The organism is Rhizobium sp. C104 (assembly GCF_022354505.1).
GTDB lineage: Bacteria > Pseudomonadota > Alphaproteobacteria > Rhizobiales > Rhizobiaceae > Rhizobium > Rhizobium redzepovicii.
Genome location: NZ_CP092348.1, coordinates 3,129,474 through 3,154,259 on the forward strand (window position 1 = coordinate 3,129,474; position 24,786 = coordinate 3,154,259).

The following is a 24,786-nucleotide window of genomic DNA, read 5'->3' on the forward strand; positions in this document are numbered from 1 at the left end:
AATCCCACAGCTTCAAGCGGCATGCATCAGGAGCCCGCCATGATCGAAAAGACTGCGCTCAATTCCGGCTGGACGCTCTCCTGTAACGATACAGCCAGGCTTGGCCTGCCGGCTGTGATCCCCGCGACGGTGCCGGGCTGCGTGCATCTCGACCTGATGGCCAACCGGCTGATCCCCGATCCCTATATCGACGTCAACGAGATCACCAACGACTGGATCGGCAAGACCGACTGGACCTATCGCTGCAGCTTCGAGGCGATGCCGGACGATGGCAGGGTGCAAGAGCTGGTCTTCGACGGGCTCGATACGGTCGCGGTGATCGCCCTCAACGGGGAAGAGATCGGCCGCACCTTCAACATGCACCGCACCTATCGTTTCGATGTTTCCCGGCTGCTGAAGGTTGGCGCCAACGACCTTTCTGTCACCTTTCGCTCCGCCTACGCCTATGGCGCGGAGATGGAAAAACATTACGGCTACCGTCCTAACAACTATCCGGGACCGGGCAATCTGATGCGCAAGATGGCCTGCAATTTCGGCTGGGACTGGGGGCCGACGCTGGTGACGGCAGGCGTCTGGAAGCCGGTCCGGCTGGAAAGCTGGGATCGGGCGCGGCTTGCCGAAACCAGGGTTTCCGCGACGCTTGCCGGCGGCGACGGGCTGATAAAAGTGGATGCCAGGCTGGCGCGGCATGGTGACACGACGCCGTTGAGGCTCATTGCCGAAATCGGCGGCGTGACCAAGACGGTGGTGATCGCCGCCGACGAAGACGAGGTAGCCTTCGAGCTTGCCCTCGCCTCGCCGCAGCTCTGGTGGCCGCACCATCTCGGCGCGCAGCCGCTTTATCCGATGATGCTCCGGTTGGTCGAAGATGGGAGCGACGATCTGCTCGACGCTCACGAGCGGGAACTCGGTTTCCGCTCGCTGCGGCTCGATACCTCGGCCGATGAGCACGGCTCGGCCTTTACCTTCGTCATCAACGACGTGCCGCTCTTCATCTGCGGGGCGAACTGGATTCCGGACGATTGTTTTCCCCGCGGGTGACGGCTGAGCGTTATGCCGCGCGGATCGAGGAGGCAAAGGCCGCCAATATCCACATGCTGCGCGTCTGGGGCGGCGGCATCTTCGAGACCGACGAATTCTATGAGGCCTGCGACCGCGCCGGTATGCTGGTCTGGCAGGATTTCCTCTTTGCCTGCGCCGCCTATCCGGAGGAGGAGCCGCTCAGAAGCGAGGTCGAGGCGGAGGTGCGCGACAATGTCGTGCGGCTGATGCCGCATGCTTCGCTCGTCCTCTGGAACGGCAACAACGAGAACATCTGGGGCTTCGACGAATGGGGCTGGCGGCCGATCATCAAGGCGGGCGAAAGCTGGGGCCTCGGTTATTATCTCGACCTGCTGCCGAAACTCTGCGTCGAACTCGATCCGGACCGGCCCTATTACCCCGGCAGTCCCTATTCCGGCTCGATGGAGATCGAGCCCAATGCCGACGCACATGGCTGCAAACATATCTGGGATGTGTGGAACGATGTCGGCTACGAGGTCTACCGCAATTATATCCCGCGCTTCTGCTCCGAATTCGGCTGGCAGGCGCCGCCGGCCTGGGCAACGATCGAAGAAAGCGTGCACGATGCGCCGCTGACGCCGCAATCGAACGGCGTCTTCCACCACCAGAAGGCAACGGAGGGCAATGGCAAGCTGATCCGCGGCCTGTCCGGCCATCTGCCGGAGCCGCGGACAATGGACGACTGGCACTTCACCACCCAGCTCAACCAGGCGCGCGCCATCCGCTTCGGCGTCGAGCACATGCGCTCGCATCGGGATATCTGCAAGGGTGCCGTGGTCTGGCAGTTCAACGATTGTTGGCCGGTGACCTCGTGGGCGGCACTCGATTCAGCCGGGCGCCGCAAGCCGCTCTGGTATGCGCTGAAGGCAGCCTATGATCCGCGCCTGCTGACGATCCAGCCGCGCGGCGGCGGGCTTGCGGCGGTGGCCGTCAATGAACGGACGCTATTCTGGCGGGCGAAGATCAGCGGCAAACGCCTGAAGCTTGACGGCACGGTGCTTGCCGAATTCGAATTCTGGCGCCTGCTCTGCGACCGTTTCGAAGCAAAGGAATTTCCGCTGCCCGAAGCTATCGTCACTCCCGACTTACCGAAGGACGAGGTGATCGTCGTGCAGATGCTCGACCGGCGCGCCTTTCACTATTTCGTCGAGGATATCGAGCTTGCCTTGCCGGCGCCGCGGCTGACGGTCGATGTCGTCGGGATCGACGGCGGGTATGGAGTCAAGGTGACGGCGCAGAACTTCCTCAAGGATCTTTGCCTGATGGCCGATCGGCTGGATCCGGATGCCGTTGTCGATTCGATGCTGGTGACGCTGCTGCCGGGCGAGAGCCATGTGTTTGCGGTCAAGACGGCAAAGGCGATCGTGGCAGACGATATTGTCGTCGGCACCGTCTTGCGCTCGGCCAACGACCTTGTCGCCCAACACTAAAAAGCCCCGCATCCGCGGGGCCCTTCCAGCTCGGCCTATCGGACGACGTTACATCCAGTAAGGCGGCACGCCGTAGTAATCATAGACCCGGCGGCCATTGTCGTTGTACCAGGTGTCGTCATCGTCCGAATAGCTCGGGGCGCCTTCGATCTGCTCCTTGGTCAGGTCGATGCGATAGCCATCCAGCTGGGTGTCGTAGTTCAGCTTTTCCCAGGGAAGCGGATAGTGGTCGTGACCGATGCCCAGGAACCCGCCGAAGCTCAGCACGGCATAGGCAACACGGCCGTCGAGCTTTCCGATGATCAAGCGTTCGATCGAGCCGATATGCTTGCCATCGGCCCCATAAACACGGGTGCCCTCGACGCGGTCGCTGGCGATCAGCGAGTGTGTGCTCTTGACATTCGGGTCGCGGCGGGTGGCGTCAGTATCCTGGTTCAGCATTGTGCACCTCCTTTTGGTGTTTCCTCATGGTGAGTATGCAAGATCAACGTCATGGCAGACTCAAAGTTCCCCATCTTTCTATGATTGTGCCCCATCCATTCCATGATCGTGTGTCGGCGGAATGTTGACGTTTACGTCAAGGTTAGTATAGCTTCATTCGGCTTGAACCGTTCAGGCAATGGCATAAGCTGCCGGACTGGAAGATGGAGGATCTTTCTGGTTATCTGCCGAATGATGTCGGCGCGGCGGCCGCAGGGGAGAGAGACAGATGAACAGCATATCCGTCCATCCGAATGGAGCCAAGCCTGACAAACCCTGGCTTGCCGCCTATCCCGATATCGTTCCGGCAGAGATTCCGCCGCTGGAATATGCCTCGCTTGCCGAACTGTTGGAAAAATCCTGCGCCCGTTACGCCGACCGGACCGCCTTTTCCAGCATGGGCAAGGGGATGCGTTACCGCGAACTGGAGAGCCAGACGCGCAAACTCGCCGCCTGGCTGCAAAGCACCGGCCTTCAGAAGGGCGACCGCGTCGCCGTGATGATGCCGAACGTGCTGCAGAACCCGATTGCCACCTATGCCATTTTGCGCGCCGGCCTCGTCGTCGTGAACGTCAACCCGCTCTATACGCCGCGCGAACTCGAACACCAGTTGCGGGATTCCGGCGCCAAGGCGATCTTCGTGCTGGAGAATTTCGCACGCACGGTGGAACAGGTTCTCAACAAGACCGATCTGCGCCATGTCGTCGTCACCTCGCTCGGGGAAATGCTGGGACCGAAGGGGCTGATCGTCAATTTCGTCGTGCGCAAGGTGAAGAAGCTCGTTCCCTCCTGGTCGATCCCTCAGCACAAGAGCTTCGGCCAGGTGCTTAGCGAAGGTGCGGGAAAAAGCTCCAGCCGGTCGCGCTGACAGGCAGCGACATCGCCTTCCTGCAATATACCGGCGGCACGACCGGCGTTGCCAAGGGCGCGGTGCTGACGCATGAAAACCTGCTCGCCAACAAGGTGCAGCTGTCGCTCTGGCTTCGATCGGCCTTCGAACGCAAGAAAGAGCCGGAGGTGCTGAATTTCCTCTGCGCCCTGCCGCTCTACCACATTTTCGCGCTGACGGTGAATTCGCTGATGGGCATGTCGCTCGGCGCCCACAATATCCTGATCGCCAATCCGCGCGACATTCCCGGTCTCGTCAAGGAATTCGAAAAGTCGAAGGTCCATATCTTTCCCGGCCTCAACACGCTGTTCAATGCGCTGATGAACAATGCCGATTTCGCCAAGCTCGACTTCTCCTCGCTGATCATGTCGCTCGGCGGCGGCATGGCTGTGCAGCGCCCGGTCGCCGACCGCTGGCTGAAGATGACAGGCACGGCCGTGACGGAAGGCTACGGCCTTTCCGAGACATCGCCCGTTGCCACCGCCAACCGCTTCGATTCGCCTGAGTTCACCGGCACGATCGGCCTGCCGCTTCCCTCCACCGAACTCGACATCCGCGACGAGGCCGGCAATTCCCTGCCGCTCGGCGACGTCGGCGAGATCTGCATCCGCGGGCCGCAGGTGATGGCCGGCTACTGGCAGAAGCCTGAGGAAACGGCGCGGGTGATGACCGATGACGGCTACTTCCGTTCGGGCGACATGGGCTTCATGGACGACCGCGGCTATACCAAGATCGTCGACCGCAAGAAGGACATGATCCTGGTCTCCGGCTTCAACGTCTATCCGAACGAGATCGAGGAAGTCGCCGCCATGCATGCCGGCATCCTCGAGGCCGCAGCCATCGGCGTGCCGGACGGACATTCGGGCGAGGCGGTAAAACTCTTCGTCGTCAGGAAGGATCCGAACCTGACGGAAGCCGAGGTAAAAGCCCATTGCATCGCCAACCTCACCAACTACAAACGGCCGCGCTTCATCGAATTCCGCACCGAGCTTGCCGAAGTCGCCTGTTGGTAAGATCCTGCGCAAGGACCTGCGCGGCTGAATTTGACGATTTGATGAATTGGAGGCTTTCCTGAAGGGGCCATCCGCTTGCCGCGGGTGGCTTTTTTCTATTTCGGCAGGTGGCTGAACTTGATTTGCGGGTGAGAAAGCGAATAGTTTCCGCAACCTTTCCGCCTCCAAAGGAGCCTCCCATGAACGCCATCGTCGAACAGCTGAAAAGCACCGCTGATGCCACCAAGGCAACCGATATCCGTGCCGCCTTCGCCGCCGATTCGCAGCGCTTTTCGCGCTTTTCCGTCGCGCTTGACGATCTGCTGATGGATTTTTCCAAGACGGCGGTGAACGACGACATCCTCAAGCTCTTGGTGAAGCTCGCCGAAGACGGCGGTGTCGAGAAGAAGCGCGAGGAAATGTTCTCCGGCAAGGCGATCAATTTCACCGAAGACCGCGCCGTTCTGCACACCGCGCTGCGCAACCGCTCCAACACCCCGGTTCTGGTCGACGGCAAGGACGTCATGCCCGACGTCAATGCGGTGCTTGCCGCCATGGGCAAGTTTGCCGACGGCGTCCGCTCCGGCACGCTGAAGGGCGCCACCGGCAAGGCGATCACCGATGTCGTCAATATCGGCATTGGCGGCTCGGATCTCGGCCCTGTCATGGCGACGCTGGCGCTTGCCCCCTTCCATGACGGCCCGCGCGCGCATTTCGTCTCCAATATCGACGGCGCCCATATCGCCGATATCCTCAAGCTGGTGCAGCCGGAAACGACACTGTTCATCGTCGCCTCGAAGACCTTCACGACGGTGGAGACGATGACCAATGCGCAGACGGCGCGCAACTTCATCGCCAAGGCGCTCGGCGAAGCCGCCGTGCAGCACCACTTCGCCGCCGTCTCGACGGCGCTCGACAAGGTCGCCGCCTTCGGCATCGACAGCGCCCGCGTCTTCGGCTTCTGGGACTGGGTCGGCGGCCGTTACTCGATCTGGTCGGCGATCGGCCTGCCGCTGATGATCGCCGTCGGCCCTGAGAATTTCGGCAAGTTCCTCGACGGCGCCCATGCCGTCGACAATCATTTCCGTCAGGCGCCGATTACCGAAAACCTGCCGATGCTGCTCGGCCTGATCGGCTTCTACCACCGCAACGTGCTCGGCTACGCCACGCGCGCCATCCTGCCCTACGACCAGCGCCTGTCGCGCTTCCCGGCCTATCTGCAGCAGCTCGACATGGAATCGAACGGCAAGGGTGTTACCATCGACGGCACGCCGGTCGAGGGCAATTCCGGCCCGGTCGTCTGGGGCGAGCCCGGCACCAATGGCCAGCACGCCTTCTACCAGCTCATCCATCAGGGCACGAGCATCATCCCGGCCGAATTCATGATCGCCGCCAACGCCTTCGAGCCGGAACTGCGCCACCAGCACCAGCTGCTGATCTCGAACGTGCTTGCCCAGTCGGAAGCGCTGATGAAGGGGCGCACCTTCGCAGAAGCCAAGAAGCAGCTGACCGACAAGGGCATGGACGACAAAAAGGCCGATTTCATCGCGCCGCACCGCGTCTTTACCGGCAACCGGCCGTCGATCACCTTCGTTTACGACAAGCTGACCCCTTATGCGCTCGGCCGCCTGATCGCGCTTTACGAACACCGCGTCTTCGTCGAAGGCGTGCTCTTCCGCATCAACTCCTTCGACCAGTGGGGCGTCGAGCTCGGCAAGGAACTGGCAACCGGCCTGCTGCCTGTCGTCGAGGGCAAGGAGAGCGCGGCTGGCCATGATTCCTCGACGCAGGGGCTGGTCGCAGCGCTGTCAAAGCTCGCGAAGTAAGCACTCGAGGCAGCCGCCTCATCTTAACGCAAGAGGCCGGGCAGACGTTTATGCCCGTCCTCCGACGGCCCCATTCCTGGGAGCGGCGTCCCGCGGCGGGCTGTGACCCGCGCAGGCCATCCACGGGCCGACATCGCGACGAGCGCCGACATCATCATCACAGCCGCAAATGTTAAACCGATATCAGTAGGATCTGGTGCGCCGCCGCACAGACGCTCGTCGTGCGGAAGCGGATGAAATGTTCTTCTAATGGAAAATTATAGAAGGAATTCTTTCATTTCTCGGCAATCACCCTAGATTTAAGCAAATTCTGTGCAGGGGCTGCTTCCCAAGACATGGCCTATCAAGCCTGGGACGACGCTCCGTTCCATCAATCCCATCGGCCGATGAGCAGGCGCTTCCATAAAAAGCTGAACCGCTCTCAGGCAAAGGAACTCCATGAGCCGTCTTGTCGTCGTTTCCAATCGTGTTCCCGTGCCGAGCAAAGATGGGGGTGCTGCTGCCGGCGGCCTTGCCGTCGCGCTACAGGCAGCCTTGCAGGAGCGCGGCGGCATCTGGATGGGGTGGTCGGGAGAGTTGAGTGGCGACAGGGAACCGGGCGCGCTGTCACAACTGCAGAAGGGCAACATCACCTATGCCCTGACCGACCTCACCGACACCGACGTCGAAGAATACTATCGCGGCTTTGCAAACCGCGTTCTCTGGCCGATCTGCCACTACCGCCTGGATCTCGCCGAATATGGCCGGAAGGAAATGGCCGGTTATTTCCGCGTCAACCGCTTCTTTGCACACCGGCTGGCGCCGCTGATCGAGCCTGATGATATTATCTGGGTTCACGATTACCACCTCATTCCACTGGCGGCCGAACTCCGCCAGATGGGGCTGAAGAACCGGATCGGCTTCTTTCTGCATATCCCCTGGCCGCCGGCGGACATTCTCGTCACCATGCCGGTCCACGAGGAAATCATGCGCGGGCTCTCGCATTACGATCTCGTCGGCTTCCAGACCGACTACGACCTGCAGAACTTCGCGGGCTATCTCAGAAGGGAGGGCATCGGCGACGACCTCGGCAACGGGTTGTTCGATTCGCACGGGCGGGTCTTCAAGGCCGGCGCCTATCCGATCGGCATCGAAACCGCTGGATTCGCCGAATTCGCCGAAAAAGCCGCAAACAACGTCATGGTACAGAAGACCCGGCGCAGCGTTGAAGGCCGGGACATGATCATCGGGGTCGACCGCCTCGATTATTCGAAGGGCATCATTCAGAGACTGGAAGCGTTTGAACGCTTCCTGACCAGCAATCCTGCCTACCAGAACAAGGTCACCTATCTGCAGGTCACGCCAAAGTCGCGATCGGAAGTTCCCGAATACGAGCATATGCAGGGGATGGTCGCCGAACAGGCCGGGCGCGTCAACGGCGCCATCGGAACGGTCGACTGGGTGCCGATCCGCTATGTCAACCGATCGATCAGTCGCAACGTGCTCGCCGGCCTCTACCGGCTGGCGACGATCGGGCTGGTCACGCCGTTGCGCGACGGCATGAACCTCGTCGCCAAGGAATATGTTGCCGCCCAGGATCCCGATCGGCCGGGCGTATTGGTGCTATCGCGTTTCGCCGGCGCGGCTCGAGAGTTGAAGGGCGCACTGCTGGTCAATCCTTACGATGTCGAAGGCACTGCCAATGCCATCGCCAAGGGCCTTGCCATGTCGCTGGAGGAGCGCCGCGACCGCTGGAGTATGATGATGGAGCATCTGCTAACCCACGACGTCTCACTTTGGTGCGAAAACTTCTTGGGAGACTTGGTACTTGCTCCCGAGCCTCGACTGGAGCGTGACTCCCGGACAGGCTCCTGATCGATCGGCGTTCGGACCTGAGGGAAGAAGAGGGAATCGAGACGTAGCGGCAGGAGGAGGCACTTACGTGCGAGATTCCGCGCGACCTGCTGCGTGATGTGGCGGATGACTGTCGCCCGCCGTTACAATTGCGTCGATGCGTCTCAATCCCCGCCTTGGCACGATCGTGTGTGGGAGCTTGATCGCCGAAGCCAGACCGAGCTTTGCCAGCAGCCGGATGAAATACCAGCCGAGATCCAGCTGCCCCGGCTCGATGCCGAGCCGAGCCGATTCCGGGAAAGCGTGATGGTTGCCGTGGAAGCTCTCGCCGAAGGTCACCAGCCCGAAACGCGGTAGATTATAGCCCTGTACCGCGACATCATCGACACTCCAGCCCTGATGGCCAACTCGATGCGCGAAATGACCGACCAGCCAGTGTCCGGTCAGCGACACGGATATCCGCACGGCAATACCCCAAACCACCCATGGCAGTCCGCCGAGCGCAAAGAGCGCGAGTTCCAAGGGGATCTGCTGCGCCATCCATGTCGCTTCCAGGAAACGATAGAAGCGGTCGCGCCGCTCGCGCTCGTCGAGGACGAAACGCGGCGGATGGTCCAGCGCCACGATGCAATGCATCTGCCAGAAGGCATCGATGAAGAAAGGCCGCCGATGGGCATAGAGGTCATGGCAGTCTCGCTGACGTTGCGCCCAGTCGCGAATGTCGTGCGCATAGATCATGCCGAAGGGGCCGGCCATGCCGACCAGCGTACCGAGGTAGACGAGAACGTGCTCGATCCAGATATGAGTGCTGAATGAGCGATGAATCAGCAGCCGGTGCATGCCGACCGAATGACCAAGGCAGATCGTGATGGCGGTCAAGAGGATAAAGACGGCAAAGGCGCTCCAGGCGAAGGTCAGTGGGCCGCCAATGATGGCAATCAACGTCATGGCAGTGATCCAGATCGACTTTGCAGGCATCCAGACCACTCTGCCCTTCACCGGATCGCTTCCGTTGTCGATCATGCGTCCAGTGGAAATACTGCTCATGGCAAACTCCCTCCCATCGGGCGCATTTCCACTTGAACATCGCCCATCAATTCATTATTTAAGCAATTACCTAATTACTTTGCACGAATAGAATCAATTAAGCAATACATTAATTGCTTAATTGATTAACGCATCGATGCGATGATGCCGCAGGCACGGAGACCGGACTTGGACGAAGAGACTTTCGATGACGCTGTAGAAGGCAGCTCCGTCAGCGCCGCCCAGCGGGTATTCCACGCGCTGTCCAGTGCGCCACGCCGGAAGATCCTCGCCTATCTCTCAGCGTCGGGCCTGACCGCTGGCGAGATCGCTGACCGCTTCAGCATGTCCAAGCCAGCCGTTTCGCAGCATCTTTCTATCCTCGAAGCTGCGGGACTGATCAGACGAGAGAAACAGGGCCAGTTCGTCCACTACTCCCTGATCGAGAACAATCTCGTCAATACGCTCAACGGCTTCGTACAGGAGGTCTGCCCGGTCGGTCGGCCGATCAAGAAGGAAAGCAAGGCGCGCGCGCGTACGAAAGAATTGCCTTGAGCACAGGATGTCAAGACGATGCCGGCGCGGTCGAAGCCCGCATGGGTGTTCATCTTGTTTTGGGCAGACCGGCTTCGCCGGCATTGCGGCACACCCCCCTTCGCCCCGCAAGCGGGGAAAAAGGTGGCGGCAGCCGGATGAGGGGCAGACTCGGGCTTAAGCCTTAAAGTCCAATCTCGCGCGCCCAGGGCGGATTGGCGCCGGCGCGGGAGACGGTGACGGCGGCGGCTTTGGCGCCGAGGGTCAGGGCGTTGTGGAGTGCCTTTTCGTCGAGCGAGGCGACCTGAGGCTTGGTCAGCAGACCATCCATCTTCAAGGAAGCCAGGATGCCGGCATCGAAGGTGTCGCCGGCGCCGACCGTGTCGACGACGGTGACGCGTTCGCTCGGCACCGTGACCTTGCGGTCCTTGGTATAACCGGAAGCGCCTTCCGCGCCCTTGGTGATGACGACGAGCTTGGCGCCGTGGTTCAGCCAATGGGCGGCGAGCGCATCATGGTCGCCCTGCAGGCCGAACCATTCGAGGTCCTCGTCGGAGAACTTGACGATGTCGGCTTTCGCGGCCATGCGCTTGATGCGGGCCATGTGCGACGACTTATCCTTGATGAAACCAGGACGGATGTTCGGATCGAGCGAGATGACGCGGCTTGCGGCTTCGCGGTCGAGCAAGGCTTCGTAGGTTTCGCCGCAGGGGCTGGGGATCAGGCTGATCGCGCCGAAGTGCAGCGCCTCGCAATCATCGCCGAGAACAGGCAGGTCGGCCGCGGTGATCATCCGGCCGGCCGTGCCCTCGTCGTAGAAGGCATAGGTCGCCTGGCCGTTGACCAGCTTGACGAAGGCGATCGTCGAGGGACGCGGCGTGATGGCGCATGGGCTGTAATCGACGTTGCTCGCCTTCAGCGTCGCGAGCAGGATTTCGCCCATCATGTCATCAGCAATGCCGGTGAAGAAGGCGGTGGGGATGCCGAGGCGGCCGAGCGCGATCGCGGTGTTGAAGATCGCGCCGCCGGCATAGGGCGCAAAGCCCTTTTCACCGAGAGTGGTGTCCCTCGGCAGCATGTCGATCAAGGCTTCGCCGCAGCACAAAATCATCGTATTCCTCCCAACAGCACTGATATGTTCATCAACCGATTAAGCGAGCTTTTGTCAACCAGCTAGAGCGAAAGCTCACTCACGCCACCATTCCTTCCCGACCAGGCCAGCGGCGCATCGAGGAAGGCCTCGACTTCCGACAGCGTCTTGTCGTCGAAGAGCTTCTGCTCCCTGGCGACGGCCAGAACATTCCGCCAGGTGGCGATGTGATGCAGCCTGACCTTTCCGTCAGCAAAGCGCTGTTCACCGAAGATGCCGTAGAAGAACAGCGCGATGCCATGATCGACGATGCCGCCGGCAGCACGGACGGCATCGATGAACTTGAACATGCTGCCGCCGGCTGTCGTCAGGTCTTCGATGACGAGCACGCGCGACCCTTCCGGCATGTTGCCTTCGATCTGGGCATTGCGGCCATGGCCCTTCGGCTGCTTGCGGACATAGATCATCGGCAGGCCGAGGCGATCGGCCAGCAGGGCGGCGAAAGGAATGCCGGCGGTCTCGCCGCCAGCGATGCAATCGAACTGCTCGAAACCGGCGTCACGTAGCAGGGTGCTGGCGGCGAAATCCATCACCGTCGAGCGGATGCGGGGGAAGGAGAGCAGCTTGCGGCAATCGATATAGACGGGGCTCGCCATGCCGGAGGAGAGTTTATAGGGCTGAGCGGCATTAAAATGCACCGCCTTGATTTCCCAGAGCATCTTGGCCAGCAATTCTGCCATCACGGCGCGGTCGGGAAATGTGGTCTGGATCATACGGCTCTCCTTCGGCTTGGATCCTTGCGGGAATAGCAGCAAGAGCCCGCCGTTTCCAGACGAAAGGCGGGCTATTGCTGCAGCAGGCGGCCGATATCAACGATCTGCATTTTCTTGAAGAGGGCGATCGCCTGGGCGCCCTCCTCCGCATTCAGCGACACCGCATAACGCACGGCGGCGGCAAGAAGCTGCATCGTCAGCCGGGCGATCGCCAGCAGCTCCTTGCGGTCGCGATCCGGCCATAGACGGATAAGCACGGCGAGAAATGCCTGGGCATGAAATTCCATGTCCTCGGCATCGACCTGTTGCAGCAGCTTGTCGGTATGGGTCGCATGCCAGATGTCGCGCATGACGGGCTCGCGGCGGAAGAAGGCGTAATACTCATCGGCGATATTGGCGAGCGCGCCCTGCAGGGCCGCAGCGTCGGTCACCTTCGCCAGTTCCTCTTCGACGCACCGCCTGCCCTCTTCGTTGAAGCGCTCGGCCAATGTGCGGATGATCGAGGTCTTGTCGGGGAAATATTGGTAGAGAGCGCCGAAGGAAAGACCGGCCTTTTCGACGATCTCGCTCATCTTCAGGCCGTCGCTGCCGTGGCTTTCGATCAGCTCGGCGGCCACAGTGAGGATCTTTTCGAAGCGTTCGCGGCCGCGCTGCTGGCTCGGGATGCGACGCAGCTGGCCGGTAGACTCCTGCTGGCGCCTGCGCGTTGCGACCGGCTGTTCCGACATGCTCTCTCCTTTTCCACGTTGACACACAAAATAAGAGAGATTATCTCATTTTGCAAATGAGAGAGTTTCTCTTGTTTTCAAAGTTTGGGAGGAGTTTTGACATGCAGACTTCCGAAATCGTCCTCGTCGGTGGATCGGGAAAGACCGGCGGCCGTATCATCAAGCGCCTGGAAGAGCGGGGCCTCACTGCCCGCGCGGCATCGCGCTCCAGCGCATGGCCCTTCGATTGGGAGGACAGGTCGACCTGGCGCGGCGCGCTTGACGGCGCATCGAGCGCCTATGTCGCCTTCCAGCCGGACCTATCCGTCGCCTGGGCGGCGGAGGCGATCGAAGCGCTCGCCAAGGTCGCGGTGGAATGTGGCCTTGAGCATATCGTGCTGCTTTCCGGCCGCGGCGAAGAGGGCGCGCAGCGCAGCGAGGCGGCGCTGAAAGCGTCCGGCATAAACACCACCATCCTGCGCGCCTCCTGGTTCTGCCAGAATTTCAGCGAGGGCGCCTTTGTCGAGCAGATCATTGGCGGCCGGCTGCAATTGCCGGCGGGCGAGATCGGCGAACCTTTCATCGATGCAGACGATATTGCCGATGCTGCCGTCGCCGTCTTGACCGATCCCGGCCATCGCAACAAGACTTACGAGCTGACCGGCCCGCGGGCGCTGACCTTCCGCCAGGCGGTCGCCGAGATCGCTCAGGCCGCCGGGCGGCCGATCGAATATGAGCAGGTGTCGATGGCGGATTTCACCGGCGGGCTTGCGGATGCCGGCCTGCCGCAGGGCCTGATCGAACTTCTGGAGGAGCTCTTCGGCCAGGTCCTCGATGGCCGCAATTCCAACGTGATGGGCGGCGTCGCCGAAATTCTCGGCCGTCCCGCCACCGATTTGAGCGAATATGCCCACCGGACCGTGGCAACCGGAATATGGAGCGCCTGACCATGCAGATCATTCTCATCCTCTCCCTCGTCGCCGCGGCGATCGGCAGCGGCCTCGTCGCCGGCATCTTCTTTGCCTTCTCGACCTTTATCATGACCGCCTTCTCGCGGATCCCGGCAGAGCAAGGCATTGCGGCGATGAACTCGATCAACGTGACGATCGTCCGTTCGCCCTTCATGGGCCTCTTCATGCCGACGGCGATCCTCTGCCTCGTCATCGCCGTGCTCGCCCTCATCGACTGGCGCGGCGGGGCATCTTTTCTGATGCTGGCGGGAGCAACCCTCTACATCTTCGCCTCCTTCCTCTCGACCATCATCTTCAACGTGCCGATGAACGATGCGCTGGCAAAGGTCGGCGGCAATGGGCCGGAAGCGGTCGAGTTCTGGACCACTTATGTCAGGGACTGGACGTGGTGGAACCATGTGCGGACCATCGCCTCGCTGATTGCCTCGGTGGCCTTCGTGCGGGCGTTGATGATCGTTTGAGAAGAGGCGGAGGCATGCAGGGAGCACCGTTGCGGCGTGTCCTTCGAGGCGATCCTGCGGATCGCACCTCTGAATGACGCAGATTGGAGGGTGCCGCAGCTTCGCTTCCGCCTCGGTCACCGGCCCCGGAAAACGCGCCAGGCTGAGATCACCGCGAGCAACAAGAACAGACCCGCCAAACCAGCCCACAGAGAGCCGCCTTGCGTCAGGTTATCACCGTCGGGAGTGAGGCAACTTGATAAGGCCTGCGATATGCAATCTCGGAACTTCCAGTACCTTTCATAGAATAACCATCCGAAAAAAATCGCCAGAAGCGTTAAGACGAAGACTGGAAGGTATTTCATTTTGTTCCTCTCGGCAGGCATGAACGCGACCCCATCGCGCTGGCGTTGCGCCCTTTTAGACCGGACAGCTGGAAGAAGAAGCGAGCAACTTTTCGCCCGATATATCTTGCTCTGACTGAAGAAGAAACGGCACGGCGCTGCTACACGTCTCTTCTCCCCAGCGGGGAGAAGGTGCCGGCAGGCGGATGAGGGGGTGAGCGGCAAGGCCGCGAATGCACGGAGCGTAAGCGAAGGGCAACTTATAGGATGTACCGTGCCGCCCCCTCAACCGACCCTTCGGGCCACCTTCTCCCCGCTGGGGAGAAGAGGGAGCCAAGCCGTGACCTTAGTTATCCCATAAGTCTACGTCTGTTCACAAAAGGCGATGCGGTTGCTGAAGGGGTCGGTGACGGTCATCTCCAGCCCCCACGGCGCTTGCTCGACGCCGGGCTTCATGTAGCGGTAGTCCTTGCCTGAGAGTTCGGCGTGATAGGCCCTGATATTGGCGACGCGGACGAAGGCCTTGGCGCCGGGGCTGGCGTCGCCGGAATGTTCGCTCAGGTGCAGCGCCATGCCGTCGCGCGAGACCTGGCAATAGAGCGGAAAGTTTTCGCCGAAGCGGTGCTCCCAATCGAGATGGAAGCCGAGAAAGCCGCAATAGAACTCCATGGCCTTTTCGACCGAGAAGATGCGGAAGATCGGCATTGGCGGCTCGATGCCGACGGCAGAGGGGTTGGCTCCTGCCGCATCGATCTTTGCCGAGAGGATATTCCATTGTTCGAGCCCGAATTGCCGGGCGACGATTTCGAGCGTCTCGCTGTGGGTCAGCGAAATGTCGCGGTCGGCAAGGACCTGCCGCAATGTCTTTGCCATGAGCTTGGCATCGCGAAAATCGCGCATGATGTCATCCTTCCGTTGGCGGCAAACAGGAAGATCAGTGCCCGCGTCTGCTGACCCGTTCGCCATCGATCGCCAAACGGCAAGGGATGTGAAGGATGTTGCCTGGATGCATTCACCATAACGCAGAAGCGTCGCGGGGCGGCTGGCCGCATCCGGCCGAGGGCGATAATATGAGAGGGTCGGTCAGGAATCAAGACGCGGTGCGCGTTGCCTCGACGGGAACCGCCTTGAGGTAGCTGGCAAGCTCGACCCGGTTGCGGCCGGCGCGCTTGGCGACGTAGAGCGCCTTGTCGGCGGCACTCAGCATGGTGTCGAAATCCAAGCTCTTCGAACGGCCGGGGGCAACGCCGACGCTGACCGTGCATGTCAGCACTTCGTCATCGATATGGATCTCGCGCGCCTCGAACGCCCGGCGGATGCGCTCGGCCCTGAGTTCCGCCCGGCCGGGCATGATCTCCTTCAGCACCAGTACGAATTCCTCGCCGCCGAGCCGGGCAGCGGTGTCGCCGGTGCGGCAATGGGCCGAAAGTTCGCCGGCAAAGACCTTGAGCACGCGGTCGCCGGCGGCATGGCCGAAGCGATCGTTGACGGATTTGAAATGGTCGATATCGAAGACGATGACGGCGGTGGTCGTTCCCATCGGACGCGTGCCGTATTGGTCGAAGAGGGCGCGGCGGTTGAGCAGGCCGGTCAGCGGATCGGTGATCGCATCGAGACGATGGCGGGCGGCGAGCCGCCATTGATGCAGCGCCAGCGACAGCGCGCCGATCCCGGTCATGCCGGCGATGCAGACGGCAAGGCTCAGATCTTCGGCCCAGTTGCTGGGAGCTTTGCCGAGCACCAGCTTGCCGTCGGAGATCAGCACGGCGGCGCAGAGAACGAAGGAGATCGCCGTCAACGTATAAAGCACCGTGATGCCGAGCAGCGGCGCCGGTGCTTCGGCACGGGCGAGCCAATATTGCCGGGCGGTGGCAAAGAGCAAAAGGGCGATGGCAAGATTGTCGGCGATGAAGGCCAGCCCGTCATAGCCTGCCAGCATCGGCACGACGGAGAAGACCATCGCCGCAAGCGCGCGGACCGCGATGGCGAGGAGAGACACCCGGCCGGTGAGGAATTGTTTGCCGGCCCCCCAGATGGTGGCAAATCCGGCGTGAAACAGCACGAAATTGGCGACGCCGAGCCATGTCTCCGGCGTATTGACAAAGGCGCTATAGACGAAAATGCCGCTGACGACGAGGACAAGGCCGACGGTGGCGGTGAGCAGCACGGTTTCGGAGCGGCGGACAAGCCAGCTGCCCATCAGCGTCACCGCAAGGCAGGCCGCGGAGACGCCGAGCGCCAACAAGAGGGAGTTATAGTCAAGCATCATGCTTTTCAGTCTCCGCAGCTATTGTCGCTTCGAATGGCAGCTTATCGGCCTGCGAGGAGGAATGTCTTATGCATCCGTTAACAAATGATGCACTGCACAATGCAAATGTTACGCGTTTAACGTCGCGCCGAAGTTTAAGATGAATATTCTATTTAAAATTGAAATTTGAAAGCTTACGCCTGCTGAACCACCTGCCAATGCAGGGGAAACATCGGATCGAACACCGTCACCGGACCGGCGCCGGTTTCAATCCTCGCGGGAAAGATGACCGGTTCGGCCTGCCTCGACAGGGTGATGCGCTCCTCGTTCGGCTGCAGCCCGTACCAGGCCGGCCCGTTCAGCGACACGAAGGCTTCGAGCCGCTCCAGGGCGCCTTCCTGTTCGAAGACATGGGCAAGGCAGCTCATCGTATTGACCGAGGTATAGATGCCGGCGCAGCCGCAGGCGCATTCCTTCAGCGGATCGACATGCGGAGCGGAATCCGTGCCGAGGAAGAAGCGCGGGTCGCCGCTGACGGCCGCCGCACGCAAGGCCAGCCGGTGGTTTTCGCGCTTGGCGACCGGCAGGCAGTAATAATGCGGACGGATGCCGCCGACGAGGATGGCGTTGCGGTTAATGATCAGATGGTGGGTGGTGATCGAGCCAGCGAGATTGCCCTTGGCCGCCTTGATGTAATCGACGCCATCGGACGTCGTCACATGCTCCATCGTTACCTTCAGTTCCGGCAGGCGCTGGCGCAGCGGATCGAGCACGGTGTCGATGAAGACGGCCTCGCGATCGAAGATATCGACCTCCGGCGTCGTCACCTCGCCATGGACGCAGAGCGGCAGGCCGATCTTCGCCATGCGCTCCAGCACCGGCATCGCCTTTTCCATGTCGCGCACGCCGCCATGCGAATTGGTCGTGGCACCGGCGGGATAAAGCTTGACGGCGGTGATGAGGCCGCTGTTCTTCCCCTCCTCCACGTCATCGGGACTGGTATGTTCGGTCAGATAAAGCGTCATCAGCGGCTGGAAACGATGGCCATCAGGCAAGGCCTTGAGGATGCGCTCGCGATAGGCCTTGGCGTCAGCTGACGTGACGACCGGCGGCACGAGATTGGGCATGATGATGGCGCGGGCGAAGGTGCGGCTCGTATCGGCGATCACGCCCTCCAGCATGGCGCCGTCGCGCAGATGCAGGTGCCAGTCATCAGGACGGCGGATGGTGATCGATTGCATGGCAGGCCTCCGAAGCGATGCGTCTGCCGTCTCGATAGCACTATCTTTTACATGAAAACAATCGCCGCGGCATCACGCCAGCGCGATCTCCAGCGTCACATCGGCCGGGCGACGGTTTTCGAGGATCAGCCGGCCGTTCGGCAGGTCATTGCCGTAGACCTTGGCGTTGGCGGCCTCTTCGGTGAGGTTGTAGCCGCGCCAGCGCGCCCAGAGGCGTTCCTCGAGGACCTCGATCGGCGGCGCCAGCATGATCGAAAAGTCGAAGACGCCTTCGAGTTCGGCCCATTTGCCCAGCGAAAACAGCAGATAATTGCCCTCGACGATGATGAAGCGGTGATCGGGGGAAACGGGGCGGGCCGAGGCGATGGCGAGTTCACGCGAGCGGTCGAAGACCGGCACCAGAACCTCCTGATCGGCCAGCCTGACGGCGCGGATGATATCGAGGAAACCGCGGACATCGAAGGTCTCGGGAATCCCCTTGCGCGCCAGCAGGCCGCGTTCGATCAGGATGGCGTTGTCCATGTGGAAGCCATCCATCGGCAGGACTTCGGCACTTTCACCCTTGGCCTTCAGCGCTTCCGCCAGATTGTCGGCCATGGTCGATTTGCCGGCACCCGGCGGTCCGGCGATGGCGACCAGGAAACGCTTGGAATGGCCGGCGCGGTCAAGCACCTCGCCGGCGATTTCATCGATGCGTGCGTTCATGCGGCGACGGGCTCCGTCGGCACCGCCTTGGCGCCGGTCATGAAGGCGACGGCGTCGGACATGGTGTATTCCTTCGGATCGATCACCGTCAGCCGCCGGCCGAGGCGGTGGATATGGATCCGGTCGGCCACCTCGAAGACATGCGGCATGTTGTGGGAGATCAGCACGATCGGCAGGCCGCGGGCGCGCACGTCGAGGATCAGCTCCAGCACGCGGCGGCTTTCCTTGACGCCAAGCGCCGCCGTCGGTTCGTCCATGATGATGACCTTCGAGCCGAAGGCGGCGGCACGGGCGACCGCAACACCCTGGCGCTGACCGCCGGAGAGCGTTTCCACCGCCTGGTTGATGTTCTGAATGGTCATCAGGCCGAGTTCGGAGAGCTTGTTGCGCGCCAGCTTTTCCATCGCCGGCCGGTCGAGCATGCGGAACATCGAGCCGAGCACGCCCGGTTTGCGGATCTCGCGGCCGAGGAACATGTTGTCGGCGATCGACAGCGCCGGCGACAAGGCGAGGTTCTGATAGACGGTCTCGATGCCGGCCTCACGGGCTTCCATCGGCGAGCGGAACTGCACCTGCCGCCCTTCGAGCGTGATCACCCCTCGTCCGGGGTGACGGCACCCGATATCGCCTTGATGAGCGAGGATTTGCCGGCGCCGTTATCGCCGATGACGGCGAGGATTTCACCCGGATAGAGGTCGAAATCGGCATTGTCGAGTGCGGTCACGCGGCCATAACGCTTGACGAGACCGCGGGCGGTGAGAAGGGGTTCGCGAGCCATGATTACACCGAAACCTTTCTGATCCACTGATCGATGGCGACGGCGGCAATGATCAGCACGCCTGTCAAAAGGACTTTCCATTGCGGGTCGGCGCCGAGCATGTTGAGGCCCATCGAGACGACGCCGACGATCATCGCGCCGAAGAGCGTGCCGAGAATGGAGCCGCGGCCGCCGAACAGCGAGATGCCGCCGATCACAGTCGCGGTGATTGCCTGGAGGTTAAAATCGGTGACGGCCGAGGACGGCGAGATCGAGCCATTGCGGCCGATCGAGACCCAGGCGGCCAAGCCGGCAATGACGCCTGATATGGCGTAAACGGTCAGCAGCACCTTCTTGGTTTGAATGCCCGAGAGCTTGGCTGCCTCCGGATCATCGCCGACCGCATAAACATGCCGGCCCCAGGCGGTGTGATTAAGGACATACCAGAGCACCAGGACGAGCAGCACCATGGCGATGACGCCGAGGGTCAGCACGGCGCTGCCGAGCTTGAAGCTCACGGCGAAAAGATGAAGCAGCGGCGCCTTTTCGTCGACGTCGGTGTCGCGGATCGTCTCATTGGCGGAATAGATGAAATTCGTCGCCATGACGATGTTCCAGGTGCCGAGCGTGACGATGAAGGGCGGCAGCTTCATGTAGGCGACGAGGAAGCCGTTCAGCAATCCGCAAAGGCCGCCGACAAGCATGCCGGCTGCGACCGCGATCGGCGTCGGTATGCCGTAAGTGATGGCGACATTGCCCATGATCACCGCCGAGATCACCATGATGACGCCGATCGAAAGATCGATGCCGGCGGTCAGGATGACCAGCGTCTGGGCGGCGCCGAGAATACCGACGATGGCGATCTGCTGCAGGATCAGCGTCAGCGTATAGGACGAGAAGAACCGTCCGCCGATGGTGATCCCGAAGATGACGATCGCCAGCACCAGCACGATCAGCGGCACGGCGGCCGGCGTCGAGTGCAGAAAATGCTGCGCGCGCTTGATCAGCGAGATTTTCTCGTGCTCGAAGGAGGCAACGCTCTTGTCGCTGCCGTCGAGGACACGTTCGAATTCCTGTGTTCCGGTCATGGTTCCTCCTCCGCATCCGCGCGCCGAACTCGCGCGGGGGCCGTCACCGATATCCATCCGGTCTTTGATTAGCCGGTTCGTGAGGCGACGGCACATCGTCCGTCGAAAACGGCCGGGGATCAAGCCCCGGCCGGTCTGCTTTCAACAATCAGGCCTCAGCCCCAGCACTTGTCCGTGCCTTCCTTGGTGTCGATCGACTTGACGCCGGAAACCGGCTTGTCGGTGACGAGCGAGACGCCGGTGTCGTAGAAGGACTTGCCTTCGGTCGGCTTCGGCTTTTCACCGCTGTCGGCGAACTTCTTGATCGCTTCGACGCCAAGGGCTGCCATCATCAGCGGATATTGCTGCGAGGTGGCGCCGATGACGCCTTCCTTGACCGACTTCACGCCCGGGCAACCGCCGTCGACCGAGACGATCAGCACGTTCTTTTCCATGCCGACGGCCTTCAGCGCCTGATAGGCGCCGACAGCGGCCGGTTCGTTGATCGTGTGGATGACGTTGATGCTCGGATCCTTCTGCAGAAGGTTTTCCATGGCCTTGCGGCCGCCTTCTTCATTGCCGTTGGTCACGTCATGACCGACGATACGGGCATCGTCCTCGTCGCCGATCTTGTTCGGGTCCTTCGGATCGATGCCGAAGCCCATCATGAAGCCCTGGTCACGGAGAACGTCGACCGTCGGCTGTGAGGGCGTCAGGTCGAGGAAGCCGACCTTGGCATCCTTGGCCTTGTCGCCCATCGTTTCCTTGGCCCACTGGCCGATCAGCTTACCGGCGAGCAGGTTGTCGGTGGCGAAGGTGGCGTCGGCAGCATCGGCCGGCTCGAGCGGTGTGTCGAGCGCGATGACCAGCAGGCCGGCATCACGGGCCTTCTTGACCGAAGAGACGATGCCCTTGGTGTCGGAAGCAGCAATCAGGATGCCCTTTGCGCCGTCGGCAATGCAGCTTTCGATCGCTGCGACCTGGCTTTCGCTGTCACCGTCGACCTTGCCGGCATAGGACTTCAGCGAGACGCCGAGTTCCTTGGCCTTGGCCGTCGCACCTTCCTTCATCTTGACGAAGAAGGGGTTGGTGTCGGTCTTGGTGATCAGGCAGGCAGCAACGTCAGCCGCCATGACAGGAGCGGAAAAGGTGACACCAAGCGCGAGCGCGCCGAAAGCGAGAACAGATTTCTTCATGGAACTCCTCCCAGAGTTTGCCGGCGCCGCCCCTGCGGGGCCGGAAGCTTAAGATATGACACTTCGCCGTGGATCGCTAATGCCTCCCAGCGGTCCCGTGCCCTTGACGACGGCAATTAAGAGCGAAAAGAAATTGGCTTGTCAATAAATAAATCCAATTGAATTATTAATTCGATGTGGCATGCTCGATCGAATTAGGGCATAGGCCAACAATCGGGAGGAGCGGCCATGTCGTCCTTGGATGGACCGGAACACACGCCGGTCCCGCCACCAATTCTGAATCCGGCCGGAGGTGCGAACCAGGTCAGGGTGCGAGCCTATAACGAACGGCTCGTGCTGTCGCTGGTGCGTCTCTACGGCGCGCTGTCGAAGGCCGATATCGCACGCCGCAGCGGGCTGTCGGCGCAGACAGTCTCCGTCATCATGCGGGTGCTGGAGAAGGAAGGGCTACTGTCGCGCGGAGAACCGGTGCGCGGCCGTGTCGGCCAGCCGTCGATCCCGATGCATATCAATCCCGATGCCGTCTATTCCTTCGGCCTGAAGATGGGCCGGCGCAGCGCCGATCTGGTGCTGATGGATTTCGTCGGCCGCATCCGCATGCAGCTGCACCGCACCTATGCCTATCCGCTGCCGGATGAAATCCTCGACTTCGTCACCTCGGGCATCCAGGAACTCGAAGACCGGCTCGACGACAAGCAGCGCGGCCGCATCGCCGGCCTCGGCATCGCCGCCCCTTTCGAACTCTGGAACTGGGCCGAAGAGGTGGGAGCTCCGGTCGGCGCCATGGAGGTCTGGCGGGATGTCGACCTGCAGGCCGACATCGCCGCCCGCGTCTCCCATCCGGTCTTTCTGCAGAACGATGCGACCAGCGCCTGCGGCGCCGAACTGGTCTTCGGCGTCGGGCCGTCCTATCCGGATTTCGTCTATTTCTTCATCGGCTCCTTCATCGGCGGCGGCATTGTGCTCAATTCGGCGATCTTTTCCGGCCGCACCGGTACGGCGGGCGCGATCGGGCCGCTGCCGGTGCGCGGCAAGAACGGCGAGACGATGCAGCTGCTTGAAATCGCCTCGATTTTCGTGCTCGAAAACATGCTGCGCGAGCGCGGCATCGATCCCGAGCCGCTCTGGTATTCCGCCGACGGCTGGGTGGATTTCGGCGAGCCGATGGAAGCCTGGATCCAGGATAGCGCCAAGGCGCTGGCGCAGGCGATCGTTGCCGCCGCCTCGATCGTCGATTTCAGCGCGGCCGTCATCGACGGCGGCTTTCCCGATTGGGTGCGCAGCCGGGTGGTGCAGGCCACCATCGACGAAGCCGCCAAGCTCGACCTGCAGGGCGTCGTCATGCCCGAAATCATCGAGGGCGCGGTCGGCGCCCAGGCGCGTGCCATCGGCGGCGCCAGCCTGCCGATCTTTGCGCGGTACCTCACCGACCAGAACGTACTCTTCAAGGAGGTAGACCATGCTGAAAGGACTTGATCCGCTGCTGAGCCCGGAGCTGCTTTTGACGCTTCGCGCCATGGGCCACGGCGACGAGATCGCCATCGTCGACGGCAATTATCCGGGCGTCGAACATGCCCGCCGGCTGATCCGGCTCGACGGCCACCACCTCGTCCCGGTTCTGAACGCCGTGCTCAGCGTGCTGCCGATCGACGATTTCGTGGCGGAGGCGATCTTCCGCTCGACCGTCAAGGCCGAGCGCGACAAGCTCGACCCCGTGCATGAGGAGATGATCGACTGCTGCGCCCGCCACGAACCGCACCGGCCGGTGGTGCCGCTCGTCGGCCAGGATTTCTACGGAAGGGTGAAGACTGCCCATGCCTTGATCCAGACCGGCGAGCCCAGGCTCTACGCCAACATCATCCTGCGCAAGGGCGTGATCTATCCGAAAGAGCCGGGCACACCGTCGGCGGCCGGGGTGGATCCGTTCGTTTACTAGCTATCGTCTAGTCATCATCTCGTCTGTGTGGCGATCAGGTCCACCATTTTTCGGGCCGAGCCCAATGCCAAGGTCCAGCCGAGCATTCCGTGGCCGGTGTTGATGTAAACACCTTTCAGATGCTCGCAGGGCCTGATGATCGGGCGGGATGACGGGGTCATCGGCCGCTCGCCTGACCATCGCATCAGAACGACGCTGTTCTTGAAGAGGGCCGGCAGGACGCCGACGGCTGCGCCGCGCAGCGCTTCGAAACGCGCCGGGTCGAAGCCCGCGCCCGGGCGGTCGATATCGGCAAGACCGGCGACGCGGAAACGATCCCCGATCGATGCGAAAGCCAGCTTGCGTTTTACGTCGGTGAGGCTGATGGCGGGTGCGGCAGCGGTCCGCGGCACGGTCAGCGAATAGCCTCTCACCGGACGCACCGGGCGGACCTCCGGCAGCTCCGCGGCAAGCAGACGGACCTGAGCGCCCGCAGCGACGACGGCGGTATCGACCGCGAGTTCCTCCCGGTCGTCGAACCTCACGGCCGCAAGCCTGTCCGCCTGTCGTGAGAAGCCCGCCACTTTCCGGCCGAAGAGCAGCGACACCCGGTGGTGCTGAGCAATATGGTGTGTCAGCTGACGGCAAAAGCCGGCTGCATCGCCGAGCGCATCACCCGGCGTGTAGACCGCACCGGCGATTTCGCCTTGGTAGCCGGCAAGGGCAGGCTCGATCTCCTGGGCTTCCGCGTTCGAGAGCATCTGCTGCTCGAATCCGAGTGCATTTTTCCGTGAGACGGCTGATTGGGCCGCGGCAAAGCTACGCTGATCCGGATAGAGATGCAGCTTTCCCGCAAGCCGGTAGTCGAAGGACAGACCGGTTTCCGCCACCAGCAATGCGAGTTCGCGGCGGGACTCTCCGGCGAGTTCCAGAATGGCCCGGGTATTGCTCCACCATCGCGAAAATGACGCGTTGGCGAGGAAGCGCAGCCCCCAGAGAAAAAAATCCGGGTCGAGCTGCCAGCGAATCCGGAAGGCGGGGTCGCGGCCGAGAGCGATGGCCGGCAGATGCCTGAGCAGCCCGGGAGATGCCATCGCATCGCCATAGGCCCAGGAGAGCTGCGCGGCATTGCCGGCGCTGGCGCCGCTGCCGGGTTCGGCTGCTGCATCGATAAGCGTCACATCGTGCCCTGCCTTGGCCAAAAGATAGGCCGAGGAAACGCCGATCACGCCTGCGCCGATGACTGCGATGCGCGCCATG

The 24,786-nt window shown here is 61.8% G+C and carries 19 protein-coding genes and 3 pseudogenes; 9 read left to right on the top strand and 13 right to left on the bottom strand.

Annotated features, from left to right (window positions below):
• Positions 1 to 39 precede the first annotated feature (39 nt).
• A pseudogene (locus MF410_RS16645) lies at positions 40 to 2,492 on the top strand (glycoside hydrolase family 2 protein).
• 48 nt (positions 2,493 to 2,540) lie between these two features.
• On the opposite strand, the gene MF410_RS16650 reads toward MF410_RS16645, so the two are convergent.
• The gene (locus MF410_RS16650) at positions 2,541 to 2,933 is read right to left on the bottom strand and encodes a PRC-barrel domain-containing protein (protein ID WP_011650296.1); all 393 of its coding nucleotides are present in this window, start codon (positions 2,931 to 2,933) and stop codon (positions 2,541 to 2,543) included.
• Positions 2,934 to 3,201: 268 nt separating this feature from the next.
• On the opposite strand from MF410_RS16650, the pseudogene MF410_RS16655 reads away from it, so the two are divergent.
• The 3 genes and pseudogenes from MF410_RS16655 (at position 3,202) to otsA (ending at position 8,533) form a co-directional block, all read left to right on the top strand.
• A pseudogene (locus MF410_RS16655) lies at positions 3,202 to 4,902 on the top strand (long-chain fatty acid--CoA ligase).
• Positions 4,903 to 5,053: 151 nt separating this feature from the next.
• Positions 5,054 to 6,679, top strand: coding sequence for a glucose-6-phosphate isomerase (gene pgi, locus MF410_RS16660; RefSeq protein ID WP_239619896.1), 1,626 nt, complete (start codon positions 5,054 to 5,056; stop codon positions 6,677 to 6,679).
• A 438-nt stretch (positions 6,680 to 7,117) separates the two neighbouring features.
• On the top strand, positions 7,118 to 8,533 hold the full coding sequence (gene otsA / locus MF410_RS16665) for an alpha,alpha-trehalose-phosphate synthase (UDP-forming) (protein WP_239619897.1): 1,416 nt from the start codon (positions 7,118 to 7,120) through the stop codon (positions 8,531 to 8,533).
• Positions 8,534 to 8,596: 63 nt separating this feature from the next.
• On the opposite strand, the gene MF410_RS16670 is transcribed toward otsA, so the two are convergent.
• The gene (locus tag MF410_RS16670; RefSeq protein WP_239619898.1) at positions 8,597 to 9,559 is read right to left on the bottom strand and encodes an acyl-CoA desaturase; all 963 of its coding nucleotides are present in this window, start codon (positions 9,557 to 9,559) and stop codon (positions 8,597 to 8,599) included.
• 168 nt (positions 9,560 to 9,727) lie between these two features.
• On the opposite strand from MF410_RS16670, the gene MF410_RS16675 reads away from it, so the two are divergent.
• Positions 9,728 to 10,093: a metalloregulator ArsR/SmtB family transcription factor gene (locus MF410_RS16675; RefSeq protein ID WP_027681917.1), complete on the top strand. Its 366-nt coding sequence runs from the start codon at positions 9,728 to 9,730 to the stop codon at positions 10,091 to 10,093.
• Positions 10,094 to 10,256: 163 nt separating this feature from the next.
• Here the strand turns inward: MF410_RS16675 and MF410_RS16680 are convergent, their stop codons facing one another.
• The 3 genes from MF410_RS16680 to MF410_RS16690 all read right to left on the bottom strand — a co-directional run bounded on the left by MF410_RS16680 (position 10,257) and on the right by MF410_RS16690 (position 12,663).
• The gene (locus MF410_RS16680) at positions 10,257 to 11,183 is read right to left on the bottom strand and encodes a carbohydrate kinase (protein ID WP_130700812.1); all 927 of its coding nucleotides are present in this window, start codon (positions 11,181 to 11,183) and stop codon (positions 10,257 to 10,259) included.
• 62 nt (positions 11,184 to 11,245) lie between these two features.
• Entirely contained in the window at positions 11,246 to 11,935 is a 690-nt protein-coding gene (locus MF410_RS16685) for an orotate phosphoribosyltransferase (RefSeq protein ID WP_003556154.1), read from the bottom strand.
• Positions 11,936 to 12,006: 71 nt separating this feature from the next.
• Positions 12,007 to 12,663, bottom strand: a complete 657-nt coding sequence (locus MF410_RS16690; RefSeq protein WP_003556153.1) for a TetR/AcrR family transcriptional regulator — start codon at positions 12,661 to 12,663, stop codon at positions 12,007 to 12,009.
• 101 nt (positions 12,664 to 12,764) lie between these two features.
• Here MF410_RS16690 and MF410_RS16695 point away from each other — a divergent pair, with 101 nt between their 5' ends.
• Entirely contained in the window at positions 12,765 to 13,589 is an 825-nt protein-coding gene (locus MF410_RS16695) for an NmrA family NAD(P)-binding protein (protein ID WP_130676817.1), read from the top strand.
• On the top strand, positions 13,577 to 14,074 hold the full coding sequence (locus MF410_RS16700) for an anthrone oxygenase family protein (protein ID WP_239619899.1): 498 nt from the start codon (positions 13,577 to 13,579) through the stop codon (positions 14,072 to 14,074). The genes MF410_RS16695 and MF410_RS16700 overlap by 13 nt, the downstream gene beginning before the upstream one ends.
• A gap of 686 nt (positions 14,075 to 14,760) precedes the next feature.
• Here MF410_RS16700 and MF410_RS16705 read toward each other — a convergent pair.
• From MF410_RS16705 to MF410_RS16735, 7 genes and pseudogenes are all read right to left on the bottom strand, one after another.
• On the bottom strand, positions 14,761 to 15,297 hold the full coding sequence (locus MF410_RS16705; RefSeq protein ID WP_130676815.1) for a glyoxalase superfamily protein: 537 nt from the start codon (positions 15,295 to 15,297) through the stop codon (positions 14,761 to 14,763).
• 190 nt (positions 15,298 to 15,487) lie between these two features.
• The gene (locus MF410_RS16710; protein WP_239619900.1) at positions 15,488 to 16,666 is read right to left on the bottom strand and encodes a GGDEF domain-containing protein; all 1,179 of its coding nucleotides are present in this window, start codon (positions 16,664 to 16,666) and stop codon (positions 15,488 to 15,490) included.
• 173 nt (positions 16,667 to 16,839) lie between these two features.
• Positions 16,840 to 17,886, bottom strand: coding sequence for a dihydroorotase (pyrC, locus tag MF410_RS16715; RefSeq protein WP_130676813.1), 1,047 nt, complete (start codon positions 17,884 to 17,886; stop codon positions 16,840 to 16,842).
• 72 nt (positions 17,887 to 17,958) lie between these two features.
• Complete coding sequence (locus tag MF410_RS16720) at positions 17,959 to 18,591, bottom strand: nucleoside triphosphate hydrolase (RefSeq protein ID WP_012755862.1); 633 nt, start codon at positions 18,589 to 18,591, stop codon at positions 17,959 to 17,961.
• Positions 18,588 to 19,369, bottom strand: a pseudogene (locus tag MF410_RS16725) (ATP-binding cassette domain-containing protein). Before MF410_RS16725 ends, MF410_RS16720 begins: the two are co-directional and overlap by 4 nt.
• 2 nt (positions 19,370 to 19,371) lie before the next feature.
• The gene (locus MF410_RS16730; RefSeq protein WP_033181456.1) at positions 19,372 to 20,436 is read right to left on the bottom strand and encodes an ABC transporter permease; all 1,065 of its coding nucleotides are present in this window, start codon (positions 20,434 to 20,436) and stop codon (positions 19,372 to 19,374) included.
• A 155-nt stretch (positions 20,437 to 20,591) separates the two neighbouring features.
• A complete protein-coding gene (locus MF410_RS16735; protein ID WP_003556143.1) occupies positions 20,592 to 21,611 on the bottom strand; it encodes a sugar ABC transporter substrate-binding protein in 1,020 nt (339 codons plus the stop codon).
• Between the two features lie 228 nt (positions 21,612 to 21,839).
• On the opposite strand from MF410_RS16735, the gene MF410_RS16740 reads away from it, so the two are divergent.
• Together MF410_RS16740 and MF410_RS16745 are read left to right on the top strand one after the other, a co-directional pair.
• Positions 21,840 to 23,087, top strand: a complete 1,248-nt coding sequence (locus tag MF410_RS16740; protein WP_128459321.1) for an ROK family transcriptional regulator — start codon at positions 21,840 to 21,842, stop codon at positions 23,085 to 23,087.
• On the top strand, positions 23,071 to 23,547 hold the full coding sequence (locus MF410_RS16745; RefSeq protein WP_239619901.1) for an RbsD/FucU domain-containing protein: 477 nt from the start codon (positions 23,071 to 23,073) through the stop codon (positions 23,545 to 23,547). The genes MF410_RS16740 and MF410_RS16745 overlap by 17 nt, the downstream gene beginning before the upstream one ends.
• A gap of 14 nt (positions 23,548 to 23,561) precedes the next feature.
• Here the strand turns inward: MF410_RS16745 and MF410_RS16750 are convergent, their stop codons facing one another.
• Positions 23,562 to 24,785 carry an FAD-dependent oxidoreductase gene (locus MF410_RS16750; protein WP_097624726.1) on the bottom strand — a complete coding sequence of 408 codons (1,224 nt, stop codon included), beginning with the start codon at positions 24,783 to 24,785 and terminating at the stop codon, positions 23,562 to 23,564.
• Position 24,786: the final 1 nt, after the last annotated feature.